General features: G+C 65.7%; 13 protein-coding genes. 2 read left to right on the top strand and 11 right to left on the bottom strand.

Annotated features, from left to right (window positions below; translation table 11 throughout):
- Positions 1 to 30 precede the first annotated feature (30 nt).
- The 11 genes from CH295_RS13010 to CH295_RS12960 all read right to left on the bottom strand — a co-directional run bounded on the left by CH295_RS13010 (position 31) and on the right by CH295_RS12960 (position 10,076).
- Positions 31 to 1,287, bottom strand: a complete 1,257-nt coding sequence (locus CH295_RS13010; protein ID WP_094740936.1) for an MFS transporter — start codon at positions 1,285 to 1,287, stop codon at positions 31 to 33.
- Entirely contained in the window at positions 1,284 to 1,940 is a 657-nt protein-coding gene (locus CH295_RS13005) for a GntR family transcriptional regulator (RefSeq protein ID WP_037194985.1), read from the bottom strand. The genes CH295_RS13010 and CH295_RS13005 overlap by 4 nt, the downstream gene beginning before the upstream one ends.
- A gap of 123 nt (positions 1,941 to 2,063) precedes the next feature.
- On the bottom strand, positions 2,064 to 2,261 hold the full coding sequence (locus tag CH295_RS13000) for a hypothetical protein (RefSeq protein WP_068053595.1): 198 nt from the start codon (positions 2,259 to 2,261) through the stop codon (positions 2,064 to 2,066).
- A gap of 112 nt (positions 2,262 to 2,373) precedes the next feature.
- Positions 2,374 to 2,784, bottom strand: a complete 411-nt coding sequence (locus CH295_RS12995; protein ID WP_094740935.1) for a DUF2752 domain-containing protein — start codon at positions 2,782 to 2,784, stop codon at positions 2,374 to 2,376.
- Positions 2,785 to 2,803: 19 nt separating this feature from the next.
- Complete coding sequence (locus CH295_RS12990) at positions 2,804 to 3,151, bottom strand: cupredoxin domain-containing protein (protein ID WP_252342024.1); 348 nt, start codon at positions 3,149 to 3,151, stop codon at positions 2,804 to 2,806.
- A 23-nt stretch (positions 3,152 to 3,174) separates the two neighbouring features.
- Entirely contained in the window at positions 3,175 to 4,149 is a 975-nt protein-coding gene (locus tag CH295_RS12985) for a HEAT repeat domain-containing protein (RefSeq protein WP_094740934.1), read from the bottom strand.
- 9 nt (positions 4,150 to 4,158) lie between these two features.
- Entirely contained in the window at positions 4,159 to 4,803 is a 645-nt protein-coding gene (locus CH295_RS12980) for a HEAT repeat domain-containing protein (RefSeq protein ID WP_094740933.1), read from the bottom strand.
- 34 nt (positions 4,804 to 4,837) lie between these two features.
- Positions 4,838 to 6,892: an FUSC family protein gene (locus tag CH295_RS12975; RefSeq protein ID WP_094740932.1), complete on the bottom strand. Its 2,055-nt coding sequence runs from the start codon at positions 6,890 to 6,892 to the stop codon at positions 4,838 to 4,840.
- A gap of 21 nt (positions 6,893 to 6,913) precedes the next feature.
- Positions 6,914 to 8,209 carry a GAF domain-containing protein gene (locus tag CH295_RS12970; protein WP_094740931.1) on the bottom strand — a complete coding sequence of 432 codons (1,296 nt, stop codon included), beginning with the start codon at positions 8,207 to 8,209 and terminating at the stop codon, positions 6,914 to 6,916.
- A 44-nt stretch (positions 8,210 to 8,253) separates the two neighbouring features.
- Positions 8,254 to 9,021: an acetoin reductase gene (locus CH295_RS12965; RefSeq protein WP_094740930.1), complete on the bottom strand. Its 768-nt coding sequence runs from the start codon at positions 9,019 to 9,021 to the stop codon at positions 8,254 to 8,256.
- Entirely contained in the window at positions 9,018 to 10,076 is a 1,059-nt protein-coding gene (locus CH295_RS12960) for a 2,3-butanediol dehydrogenase (RefSeq protein WP_094740929.1), read from the bottom strand. The genes CH295_RS12965 and CH295_RS12960 overlap by 4 nt, the downstream gene beginning before the upstream one ends.
- A gap of 184 nt (positions 10,077 to 10,260) precedes the next feature.
- On the opposite strand from CH295_RS12960, the gene CH295_RS12955 reads away from it, so the two are divergent.
- Both CH295_RS12955 and CH295_RS12950 read left to right on the top strand, forming a co-directional pair.
- Positions 10,261 to 11,376, top strand: coding sequence for a hypothetical protein (locus CH295_RS12955; protein ID WP_094740928.1), 1,116 nt, complete (start codon positions 10,261 to 10,263; stop codon positions 11,374 to 11,376).
- 153 nt (positions 11,377 to 11,529) lie between these two features.
- Positions 11,530 to 13,026, top strand: a complete 1,497-nt coding sequence (locus tag CH295_RS12950; RefSeq protein WP_094740927.1) for a class I adenylate-forming enzyme family protein — start codon at positions 11,530 to 11,532, stop codon at positions 13,024 to 13,026.
- The last annotated feature ends 18 nt before the right edge of the window (positions 13,027 to 13,044 follow it).

Below are 13,044 nucleotides of genomic sequence, written 5' to 3'. Positions count from 1 at the left end.
GATGCCGCTGATCCTAGAGCCGAACCGCCCCTACGCGCTCGGCAAGTGAGCCGACGTTTTCGCCCGAACCACCAGTCCGCAGATGCCGGCCATCACCGCGCCGAACCCGAAGATGATCGGATACGTGACCACGCCGGGCCAGGTCTCGGTCAGCGCCGACAGCACGGCAGGCACCGCGAAGCCGAGGTACGTCAGCGAATAGAACACCGCGGTGAGGCCGGCGAGGTCGTCGGGGCCCGCAATGCGTTGCACCTCTTGCAGTCCCGAGACCAACGCCATGCCGTAGCCACACCCCAGCACTGCCGCGGCGATCAACGCTGCGGCGATGGTCAACACCGACGCCGCCCACGCCGCGACAGCCATGCCGACCACCAGCAGAGTCAGCGCAACCAGGGCGCCGCGCGCGTTGGCGGGTGTGTCGATTCGACGCCCGACGGCCTGGATCGCGAATCCGGAGCCGAGGGCGATCACCGCCATTGCGGCGGACAGGGCAACGGGATAGCCGCCGCCGGGCTCGTCGGCCAACGCGTCGGCCATCAGCGACGGCAACACCGCATAGGCGACGCTGGCGGCACCGAAGACCCACGGGGCCAACGGCAGCACGACGAAGAGGAACCGTCGATGCGATGCGGACGGAATCCTCAGGTCGTCGAGCAGACGCTTGTTCTTGGATGCGGCTGTGGCCGTCCGTGTTTCGGGCACGGAGAGCATGCCGACACCGGCGGCGATGCAGATCAGCACGTGCACGCTGTAGGCGAGGTGCGTCGGCCACGGTGCCCACTGCGCAAGCACGCCGGCAACTCCGGCGCCGAGGGCGAAGCCCGCCGTCAGCGACATCGCGGCACGACGCGCTCCGGCACCCGGTTTGGCAGTGGCATCACGGCTGGAGAGTTCCTTGACCCAGCTACCGCCCACGGCCATACCGATTCCGAGCGCGATGCCGCTGAGCACACGGCCACCGAAGAGCATGTAGGCGTTGTCGGGTCCGAGTGCGATCAGAATGGACCCGGCTGCAGCAATTGCGGGGGCGGGCAACATGATCGGGCGTCGGCCGAGTCGATCCGAGAGCGGCCCGCAGATCAGCATCGCCGGAATGATGCCCAGGACGTAGGCGAACAGGAACGTATCGACCACCACGGCCGAGAAGCCGTGATCGAGCCGGTACATCACCAACAACGGCGTGAACTCGTTGCCGCCCCAGGCGACGGCGAACATGCCCGACGCCACCAGCAGCCAGCGTCGTGCAGTCAGCTCGATGTCGCGATCGTTCGTGAGTGTTTCACTCATCGTGCTCCCCCTCTGTCCGGTCGTAGGCCGTGCACCCCGAGCATGTGTTGTTCGACGGTCCGCTCGAATCCGTCTGCGTCGCCGGCCTCGATCAGGTCGGTGAGTCGGCGATGGTCGTCGACGATGCGGGAGATCTGGCCCGGATCACGCGTCAACGAAGCTGCGGTCATCCGGCGCTGACGCTCGCGAAGTCCGTCGTAGAACGCGTCGAGCAAGGGGTTGCCGCCTGCTCGAACGACGATGCGGTGAAAGTCGGCGTCGGCGGCGCTGAACTGTGCGGCGGTGCCGTCGACCGCCAGCTTCTCCTGCAACTGCAGGTTCTCGCGCAGCGCGTTCACCACAGATCCCCGGGCAGTGACGTCGCCGACGAATGCGCGAACACTTCCTGCCTCGACGAGGCGACGCGCATCGACGACACTCTCCGCCTCACCCACCGCGATCGGCACCACCAGTGCCCCGCGCTTGGGATAGAGGCGCATCCACCCCTCTACCTGCAGACGCAGAAACGCCTCGCGTACGGGCGTGCGACTGATCTCGAGCCGGGTCGCGATCTCACCCTCGCTGACCAGCTCACCGCCGGGAAGTTCTCCCGAGACGATGAGCTCTTTGACAGTCGCATACGCCGTATCGGCGGCTGATCTCGTCTCGGACACAACATAGATACTAGATGCACCTCAACTGTGCACCAATTTCGGACCCACAAAAGTCCACTCAACGTGACATTGACTACCGAAAAGGCCACCGAACGTCACATTGACTCCCCAGGGGCAGGGCGGTCAGGGCACCCAGTGCCTCGCGGCGATGTCGTCGATCACCGGATCGCCTTCCTGCGCCGACTCCAGTGCTTCGAGGTCGTCGCGCAGTGCGTTCAGGCGCGGGTCGTCGCCCTCCGCTTGTTCGGCGGCCGTGCCTCCGTCGTCGGCGAGTTGTGCGAGGAGTTTCGCGCGGACGCGATCCTTCAGTGTGTCGCTCATTCGTCGTCACCCTTCTTGAAGACGCGGCGGGCCGTGGGGATGAGCGCGATGAGCACGCCCAGCAGCACGATGATCGAGAAGATTTCCAGCAGCATGTCCAACTCCTACGGTTTCAGGTCGGGGCGATCGCGGTGCCCCACGGGGTGTTGCGCACCACGGTGAAGAAGGTCAGAACAACGAGCAGGACAACCACCGTCGAGCGGTCGAGTCGCGGGAGCACCAGCGGGCGTCCGGCCCAGCGAGCCCGCAGCCACAGTGCCCACACCGCCACAGCGCCGACGGCAAGGACGACCGCAACGACATTGCTCGACGCGGCCGCGGCGATGTCTCCGCGGGTGAGGTCGCCGAGAGCCCGGGTCGTGCCGCATCCGGGGCACCACAGTCCGGTCAGCGCGTGGAGCGGGCAAGGTAGATACGTCGAGGTTCGCGGGTCGCGGACGTGCAGCAGTACTGCCCCACCGACAGCGGCAGCGGCGACGCCGAGGGGCGCGGCGATGCTGCGTCCTCGGGTCGGTGCCGTCATGCCCCTGAGCCTAGGAGTTTCAGGGCTCGACGACGATAGATGCCGTCATGTCCGGATGCGGGGTGCAGTGGTAGGTGAAGGTGCCCGCGGTGCCGAAGGTATGCGTGAACTGCCCGGTCTCCATCAGTTGACTGCGAAACGAGTTGTCGTCGGCGACGACGTTGTGGGCCATGCCGCGGTCGGCGAACACCCAGGTGACGGTGTCTCCCACGGAGATCGTCAGCGTTGTCGGCGAGTACATCCGATCCGCGACGGTGACCTGGTTCTCGGCGACCGGTTCGGTGGGCGCGGCCGGGGTGGTTGCGGTGGAGCAGGCAGTCAGGGTCGACGTGATCATCAATGCCGCGAGGAGTCCGAATGCCTTCATGACTCCGACGGTACCCAAAGGGCTCATTCCCTCCGGCCGAGGATGTATTCGGCAGTCAGTGCAATCGATCGTTCCGAATCCTGGCTCAACTGCTGCAGCGCGTGCACTGCTGCCGGACCAGGAATGCTCGCCAACGCCTGCGTCACTCGCTGTCGCACCACAGAGTCGTCGGTGCCGTCCATCAATGCCGCCACGATCGAGTCAGCGGATCCCAGCGCGCCAAGGGCATCGGCGGCGTCCACATCGTTCGTTCCGTCGTGGACCATCTCGATCAGCGTCGGGATGGCGTCGGCGATGCCCCGAGTCGCCAATTCCAGCGCAGCGACCCGCCTGACCTGATCGTCGTCGTGAGAGAGCGCTTCCCGCAGCACGACGGTGGAATCGGGGTGAGAGATCTCGACGACGGTGTCCACGGCGCGGCGTCGAACTTCGGGGTCCGGTGAGTTCAGCCCTTCCCGCAGCGGCCCTATCGCGTCACCACCCGACTGAGCGAGAGCCCACCGCAGCGCACCGGCCACATTCGGTGCGGGCTCACGCAGCACCGCCTCGGCCAGAGCGTCCGCGGGAACGGGTCGATCTCCGACGGATGCCAGCGCCGCCGTCTGCCGCTTCCCAGCACTGACCGACCCGAGGTCATTCAGCATCGCCACGGTGCCGAGTACGTCCTCCCAGTCCTGCGGCCGCGGGTCGCCGATTCGCCGCAACCGCGTGAGCAACTCGGTATCCCGAGCGATGCGTTCCTCGGCCTGGGCAGCGAGCTCGTCGACGAGTCCCGAGGCCGCGAAACTCGGGTCGTCGAGCGCGCGACCGACGTCGTGCAGCGACAACCCGAGCGAACGCAGAGACTCGACGTGGAAGAGGCGTCGCACATCCTCCGGGGAGTACTCGCGGTAGCCGGTGCCGCTGCGAGACGTCGGCTGCACCAGACCGAGCCGGTCGTAGTGCCGGAGCATGCGGGCACTGACGCCCGACCGCCGCGCCACCTCACCGATCAGCATCGTTCTATCTCACCCCGCCGAGTCGACTACGCCAAGGGCATCGACACGTTTGGCCTCGAAGACTGCGAACCCGGCATCCGGGTCCAGCAGCAGCGCCTCGGTCGCTCGCGCGTGAACACGAACGGCAACATCCTTGCTCGACGCGGCCTCCCGCAGCATCGGTTCGATCACCGATCCGAGCGCAACGAGCGCACGGCTGAGGCTTCGCTGAACGTCGTGCCCACCTCGGCCGAGTCGAATGGCCAGCATCCTCGCCAATGCTGGTTCACTTCCCGGCGGCACCAGGACCACCGCCGCCCGCCATGCACTGCGGGCCACCTCGTCGTCCGGATCAGCAAGCACGGAAGAGGTGATCGCCGACCACGCCGACGGGTCCTGGATCTTGGACAACGTGTGCAACGCCTGGCTGCGAGCCTGTGCCCCGCCGGATCGCACCTGATCGATCAGACGCGGAACCGTCAGTGACGCGGGCAGTCGGATCAACGCCCACGTCAACATCTCGCGCACCTGAAAATCCGGTTCGAGGGCGCACCGCTGCAGGAGTGCGTCGAGATGCCGTGGGTCGGGCGAAGTCCCGATGTCGAGCGCGGCCCGCAGCCGGACCGACGGATTGCTGTGCTGAAGTGCCCCACCTACGAGATTCATCGAGTTCATGACGGTCAGCCAAGACCTTGTCACGGTGTGAAGGTCAAGCCCGAGTCAACACATCGGCCAGTGTTCGGTTCATCGTGTTCAGTGCCCGCACCGCACCCCGCAGCGGACCGGGCGCGTTGGTGGAGGTGAGCAGCACATCCAATACCGTTGTCTCGGTGATCTTCTCGGGCGGGTCGACGTGCTCCCCGGCGACAACTGCCTCCACCTGGCGCACGGTGTCGCGCACCAGAGCCGCAGCGTCGCGCAGAGCCTGGGCCGTCTCGTCCAACGGAGCCGTCTGCGTATCGGCGCGGGAGGCGAGCACCCCGGCACGGGCCAGTGCATGCGCCGATCGACTGCTGACGGCCAGCACCCGCAACAGTCGCTTGGCACCACGTCTACTGCGGGTGGTCGGCCCGAGCACGAGTGGCTTTCCGGACGTCAGAACATCTTTCAGCGCATTGTCGAGCGTCCGCGTCGACGCCACCAGGTCGGTTGCACCACCCGGCGCGAGAACCGATTCCACGCTCGATTCGATCAACGCATCCAGCTGTTCGAGGTACGTGTCGACGTTGCCCACCAGTGTCTTTCGGGTACTCGTCGAGAAGATGAAGTAGGCCGACGCCATTCCGACGGCACCACCGACGGCGGTCTCGATGATCCGAAGCTCGAGCACCTCGATGCTGAACGTGCCCAGCAGTCCGTAGAGCATTGCGAGCAGGATGGTCACGAAGAACGACAGCAGCGCATAGGCGACCGTCACCAGGTAGAACGCGAAGAACACGCAGACGACGATCAACACCAGCTGCAGGGGTTGATCGTCGCCCACCAGAGCGGCGATCACCACCCCGGCGAGCACTCCTGCAATCGTTCCGAGAACGCGTTGACCTGCCCGCGTGAGGATTTCACCCCGCGTCGACGCCCCCGTGAACACCAGGAAGGCCGTCAGCACCGCCCAGTACCAGCGGTCGGGAGAGACGAGTTCACCCAGCACCGTTGCGGCACTGGTGGCGACGGCCACCTGGATCGCGGCCTTGGTGCTGGGGTTCAGTCCGCTGGGCTCGTCCTTCGTCGCAGGTTCGGTGACGACTCGAGGACCCGCATCGACGGCAACCGCATTGGTGGTGATGTGATGAATCGCGATGTGCGCCTGCACGGCTCGCTGCGCAGAAACCGTCGCGATGCCGGCGGGGGTGGACGGGTCGGCTCGCTCGGCTGCTGCCGCCGCCAATCGGCGAGCCGCCCGCAACTGTTCCGAGGACGGTGTGTTCTGCAGACACGATCCGAGCGCGGTGGTCGCCTGTCCCAGGGCCGTCGGCCACGGCTTGGCGGGATCGAGAGCCCACAGTGAGCTGACGAGTTGCTCGGTCGCGATCTGGGCGTCGAACACTCGCAGTGACAGATCGGCACTGGTGACGCTGAGCAGCTGCCCGGCATCGTGTCGGTCCAGCCAGTCGTCGATCATCAACGCGGTGTTGCCGAGCCGATCGAGCCTGCGGCGCACCAGGTTCAGGTCGCGGCTCTCCCCTGCCGACGCAGCCTCGAGCACCGAGGCCGATACCGCGCGCATCGCGAACAGCAGTCGGCGCACCTCCACGACCGGCCGGTCCGGGAAGACGACGGCTCGCACGAACAGGGCGATCACCAAGCCGCCGAGGATGGCTGCGATCAACATCGGTAGCTGCCCCGGGGTCGCTCGCAGGAACAGCGCGAAGAAGTACGAAATGAACGACACCATCCCCAGCGCCGTACCGCGAGGGCCGAACCGGCGCACCCACACCGCCGCGAACAGCACCACGATGAATCCGACGTCGGCCACCTTGCCGAGCTCGGAGAGCAACGCCGCCAACGCCACCGCCGCCGATGCGGGCAGCGCCATCAGCGCGGTGGTGATCAGCCGACTGCGCTGGTCCTTGTCCTTCACTGCTGCCGACGCCTGCATCGCCACGACGGTTCCGAGCATCGCCACCGTCACGGGTTGACCGATGGCGCGCGTGGTGAGCACCAGCGTCACCATCGCCAACAGCACCGTCAGCGTCGTCGCCGACGCGCTGCGCAGCCGTACCTGCCCCGGATCCGAGGCGTCGAGAATTCGGGCGAGGCGCTTCATTCCCCGATTCTGCGCTACGGCTCAGCCCCGTGCCGCCCGGATCGCAGGGGCCGACGAATGCGGTAGCAACCGACTCATGTCCGACGGCGTGATCACCTCCACGGTCGCCGCTTCGTCCAACCGATACGGCTGGGTGGAGATGATGCCTGCAAGGTGCTTGCGCAGCCGCGACATCTCGGCCCGCACGGTGATCGCGCGGCCGTCGTCGCCGAAGAGATCGGTCGCCATCTGCGCGGCGGTCCGTCCTTGGCGGTGGGTGGCGAGCAAGTACAGGATCTCGGCGTGCCGGGGCGTCGGCTCGTGTGTCCACTCCCCCACCTCACTGCGCACTTCGATGCGAGGCTTCTGCGAATTGCGCAGGTCGATGCGAATTCTCGTCGTGTTGCCCGAGTCCGCGACCGACGAGTCCGCTGGGCCTGCGGGTCGGACGAGCCAGCCACCGGGCAGGGGTTCGAAGTCGCACACACCGAGGGTCGGCAGCCAGAAGCGTCCCGTCGCGAGATCCTCGGGCAGCAGGATGCGATTGCGCAGCGCCACCGATTCGACGGCCGCGACCCACCCGTTCGCGTCGACGGCCAGGGCCGGGGACTGCAGGCGCGCGAGCATCGGTGCGGCCACCGAACGCAGGCGATCGAGTGTGCTCCGATGAATCTCGCGCAGTTGCGATTCGGCCAACCGTGCGACGGCGTCGACCAGTGCGATGGTGGTGGGATGCACCGTCTTGGCCGGTCCGCTGACGTCGATGGCTCCCAGTACCTGTCCGGTTCGCGGATCACGGATGGGCGCGCCGGCACACGTCCACGAATGATGGCTGCGCACATAGTGTTCGGCCGAGAAGATCTGCACCGCGCGGCGTGAGACCAGGGCCGTTCCGATGGCATTGGTGCCCACCGAATCCTCGGCCCAGTTGGCGCCCTCGACGAATCCGAGGTCGTCGGCGCGGTCGAGTACCGCCGTCGACCCGCTGCGCCACAGCACTCGGCCGTGTCGGTCGGCGACGACGAGGATGTTGTCGCCGTCCTGTACCACCGATTCCAGGCCGCGGGCCAGATCGTCGAGGATGTCGAACAATCCCGACTCCCGACGGCTCAGTTCGAGATCGGAGACATCCATCTGCGTCTCGGCGGGGTTGCCCAGTTCCGGGTCGATGCCGAGGGTCTGCAGCCGACGCCACGAGTCCCCGATGACCTCGCGGGGACGCGCGGGCGACTTGCCACCGGTCATGGTCGCGTCGTACACGGCAGTGAGAATCTGCGCGTAGCGGCGCGGGTCTTCACCGGCCGCCAGCGCAGGTTCGGGACCTGTCGACTGCATCATCACAGACAATTGTGCTCCAGCTCACAAAGCAACATCGACGGGGGCTACCGGTAGACCAGACCACCGTCGATCAACGGTGCCTGGCCCGTCATGTAGTCCGAGTCGGGTCCGGCCAGATACGAGACGAATGCCGCGACGTCCTCCGGGGTCTGCGCGCGACCGAGCGCAATACCGCCGACGAACTTGTCGTACGTCTCGCCTTCCGCTGCGCCGGTCAACTCGGCGAACCGCTTGTCGATGGTGACCCACATGTCGGTGCCGACAACCCCGGGGCAGTACGCGTTGACGGTGATGCCGTCCGCGGCATACTCCTTGGCCGCCGCCTGAGTCAGGGCCCGGACCGCGAATTTTGTTGCGCTGTAGACCCCGAGCATCGCGAACCCGTCGTGGCCGGCGATCGACGACGCGTTGATGATCTTTCCCTTCCGGCCGAGAGCCTTGAATTTGGCTGCGGCAGCCTGGATTCCCCACAGCACGCCGTCGACGTTGACGGCCCAGATCTTCGCGACGTCCTCGGGTCGGACGTCGTCGAGCGGTGCCACCTGGGCGATGCCGGCATTGTTGACGATGACGCCGAAGCCGCCCAGCGCCTCGTGGGTGTGTTCGACGGCCGCGAAGACCTGGTCACGATCACTGACGTCGGCCACGAATGTCGTTGCCTTCGAGCCTGTTCGACGCACCTCGTCGGCCACGCCGGCAATCTTGTCCTCGTTCAGGTCCGCCAGGGCGATGTCGTGACCGTCGTTCGCCAACCGCAACGCGATGGCCCGGCCGATGCCCTGGCCCGCTCCGGTCACCAACACCGCGCTCATGATGCCGCTCCGGTGGATGGGTCTACCAGGACCTTCATCTTGGTACCGGCGTGCAGCGCTTCGAAACCGTCGTCGATGACGCCGTCGAGCGTGATCTTGTCGACCCAGCCCGTCGTGTCGTAGTGGCCCTGGCTCATCAGATCGATGACGGCCTCGTAGTCGGCGGAGGTGTAGCAGAGCGAGCCCTGGATGCGGGATTCGTTCATCACCAACTTCTGCAGCGGTGTGGTCAGGGGCTTTTCGTAGATCGCGACGCTGACGAGCGGCTTACGCGCACCGATGCAGCCGAGCGCGGCCTCGACGGCAGGTTGCACGCCGGCCGCGTCGTAGATGGCGTCGGCACCCTTGCCGTCGGTGAGGTCGGCGATGTACGCGGGGATGTCGAGGGCCGTCGGATCGAGAGTCTTCGCGCCGAGCGCTTCGATCGATGCGCGACGGGTCGGCGACGGTTCGACGACGTAGACGTTGTCGAGTCCCTTGCCCCGCAGCGCGAACCACAGGCCGATGCCGATGGGCCCGGCTCCGAACACCATCGCGGTGTCCTCGGGCTTCGGATCTCCCAGTGTCGCAGCGTGATAGGCGACCGACATCGGTTCGACGAGGGCTCCGAGTTCGAGCGAGACGTTGTCGGGCAAGGCGTGAATCATGTCGGTGGGCACAACGGTGTATTCGGCCATTCCGCCGTCGGACATCAGGCCGTGGAAACCGATCTGCGCGCAGATGTTGTAGTTGCCCGCCCGACACGGCCCGCAGTGCCCGCAGCGGTAGAGCGGCTCGATGGCGACGCGGTCGCCCACCGCGATACCGGTGACACCCTTGCCGAGTTCGGTGACCGTGCCCGAGAACTCGTGGCCGAGCACCAGTGGCATCTCCTGACCGGTGAGCGGATGCGGAGAGGTGGGGATGAAGATGGGGCCTGCGTAGTACTCGTGCAGGTCGGTTCCGCAGATTCCGTTGAACCCGACCTTGACCTTGACCTGCCCTTCACCGGGGCTGGGCTCGGGAACGTCGGTGATCTCCACCTTGTTGGGTCCGTAGTACACAGCTGCGCGCATCGATTTTCACTCCTGACTGGATTGGATATGCACACAGGTCTATGTGACCCGGAGCACAACCGCCAGGGTTGCAGTGAGTTGCAGTGCGCCCGCCGCGTTGCAACCTCCCGCAACCCTGACGGTCCGGTGTGATTCAGCTCATAGTGACGGCGTCCACTGTCGCTCACACCGAAACGAGCAGTCCATGACCGCAACCGCAGACCGCCCACTGAGCAAGCCGAAAATCGCTCGGTCACAGGGCAACTGGATCTTGTTCGGAGTCGCCAACCTCGCCGTCGTGGCGGCCGTGTCGCTTGCGACGTGGTATCTGCTGGCCGACCCGACCACCAGTCCGTGGAACTTCTATCCCCTCCCCTTCAACGCCGCGCTGTTCTGGGCAATTCTGTTCATCGTGTTCATCGGATTCGATTGCGAATTCGCCGGATTCGACTCACTGAAGCAACCGATGCGCGGGCTCACCATCCTGGCCTCGACGGCAGTGTTCGCCGTGGCCGTCACCTGGATCCTCGGCAGCGGCCTCGGGGCGTTGTATCCCGATTTCGCCGGCTCGAGGGAGGGCGGGCTCGGCTATTTCGCCGGCGCGCTGTTCGTGCTGTTCGGTTTCGGAACCTGGGTGATGGTGGTCCTGAACTGGCAGCACTGGCCGTGGACCGTACTGCGCATGAAGCAACCGCTGATCGGGCTGTGCGAGATCGCCTTCGTCGCCGTGCCGACTCTGGCGCTGTATGCCGTGTTCGGGCTGCCCTCGGTCTCGCTCTCGGCCACCGATCCGCTGATGTCCGTCGACACCGCGCTCGGCTGGTTCTACTCCATCGTCGTCTCGGTGATCCTCACCGGCCAGACCCTCGACAACTGGCCCTGGAAACTGGCCGGCGGCGGAGGCCGGACCGCGCTGGCGGCGACGGTCGGCAATGCCGCACTCGGTACGGCGATCTACTTCCTGATGGTCCCGCTGGCGAAACTTTTGGTCGGCTCCGACGCCACCGCCGAGCTGGGCACCGTGATCAACCAGTTCCCCGCACAGATCGGAGTCTGCTGGGCCTTCTGGATGATTTTCTGGGCCAACGGCTTCGGCAATCGCTTCCCCGCGGCGGGGCGCGCGGTGCTGACCTTCGCCTTGGCCATCGGCACGTTCCTGGCCTACTACTACGTCGTCGCAGAGCACATCCTGCACGAGCCCACCGTCGCCGCCGGGATCTCCGGGAACGCACTGGGATTCATCGACTGGCTGGTGCTGTGGACGTTGATCTACGTCGTCGGATTCCAGTCGTTGGGGTTGAAGAAGCTCTCGCCGGCCTGAGACGAACAGCCGAGACACGACCGGCGATCGACGTCGGTCGTGTTTATGCTCCGAGAACAACAGATGAGCCGATCTCTGGCCTCGCGAGCTCTATCGACACCCACCTTCCGTCACTAGTGTCGTGGATCACAGCACTAGCGAGGGGATCCACACATGACGGTCATCGGGTACTTCCCGTGGCGTTCTTCGGCCGAAAGAGCAGATCGACCGTGCGTTCGCGACGATCACTCCGAATTGACATACGCCCAATTCGCTGGGCGCGTAGATGTTTTCGCGTCACAGTTGGCTGCACACGGGGTCCGCACGGGCGACGTGATTGCCGTGATACTTCCCAACCGAGTCGAACTGATCATTGCAATCATGGCCGCGTGGCGTATCGGTGCGGTCGCAACTCCGGTGAACCCGACCTTGACGCCGTCCGAGGCCCATCATCAGATCACGGACTCGCGTGCGGTCATCGCGATCACCGACAGCGGCCGTCCGCGCGTCGACGGCATCGTCTGCCTCACCGTCGACGACATCTCGTGCGACGAAATCCGCTCCACCACAACATCTTTCGAAGACCTCGGCTCGGTCGAACCCGAGTCCGACGACCTTGCGCTGCTGATCTACACCTCCGGATCCACGGGGCGTCCGAAAGGCGTCGAGCTGACCCACGCCAATCTGCAGTACATGGCGTCGGCGATGGCAACACATCTCGATCTGACCGCCGACGATCACTGCCTGCTCGTTCTGCCGCTCTTCCACGTCAATGCCATCTGCGTCAGCGTTCTCGCTCCATTGATCGCCGGAGGCCAGGTCAGCATCACCGGACGGTTCAGTCCAACAAGGTTCTTCGAGGACGTGAAAGAGCTTCGCCCGACCTACTTCTCGGCCGTCCCCACGATCTACGCGTTGCTGGCCGCGCAGCCACCGGACCTCGAGTCGGACTTCTCGTCCGTCCGATTCGGCGTGTGCGGGGCCGCACCGATCTCCAAGGAACTTCTCGACCGCGCCGAGTCGAGATTCGGTTTCGCCCTCGTCGAGGGATACGGCCTCACCGAGGGGACCTGCGCATCGGCGTGCAATCCTCCCACCGGAGTCCGCAAGTTGGGAACCGTCGGTCCGGCACTGCCGGGCCAGAGCATCGCCATCGTCGACGAGGACGGCCACCACCTGCCCGTCGGAACCGTCGGTGAGGTGCTGATCTCGGGCCCGAATGTCATGCGCGGCTACTTCGGTCGCCCGGAGGAGACCGAACGGACCGTCGTCGACGGATGGCTGCACACCGGCGACGTCGGGCATCTCGACGTCGATGGCTACCTCACCCTCGTCGATCGCATCAAGGACATGATCATTCGCGGTGGGGAGAACATCTATCCGAAGGAAATCGAGAATGCCCTCGCCACCCATTCCGATGTGCTCGAAGTTGCCGTCGTGGGCGCACCGGACGAGGTGTACGGCGAAGTCCCCGTCGCGTACGTGGTGACCTACCCGGCCGCAACCGTCGGATCCGCCGAACTTCTGGACCACCTCCGTGATCTAGTCGCGAAAGTCAAACTGCCCGTTGCGATTCACCTCGTCGACGCGCTCCCGAAGAACCCCGTCGGCAAGATCGACAAGCCCCGTCTGCGCACCGAACTCCGCTCCACCGCTGCACCCGTCGGCTGACTTTTCCAGCTCCGAACA

Origin of the sequence: Rhodococcus sp. 14-2483-1-2, from assembly GCF_002259405.1 — a bacterium.
Taxonomy (GTDB): domain Bacteria; phylum Actinomycetota; class Actinomycetes; order Mycobacteriales; family Mycobacteriaceae; genus Rhodococcoides.
This window is presented reverse-complemented; position numbering and strand designations above follow the sequence as displayed.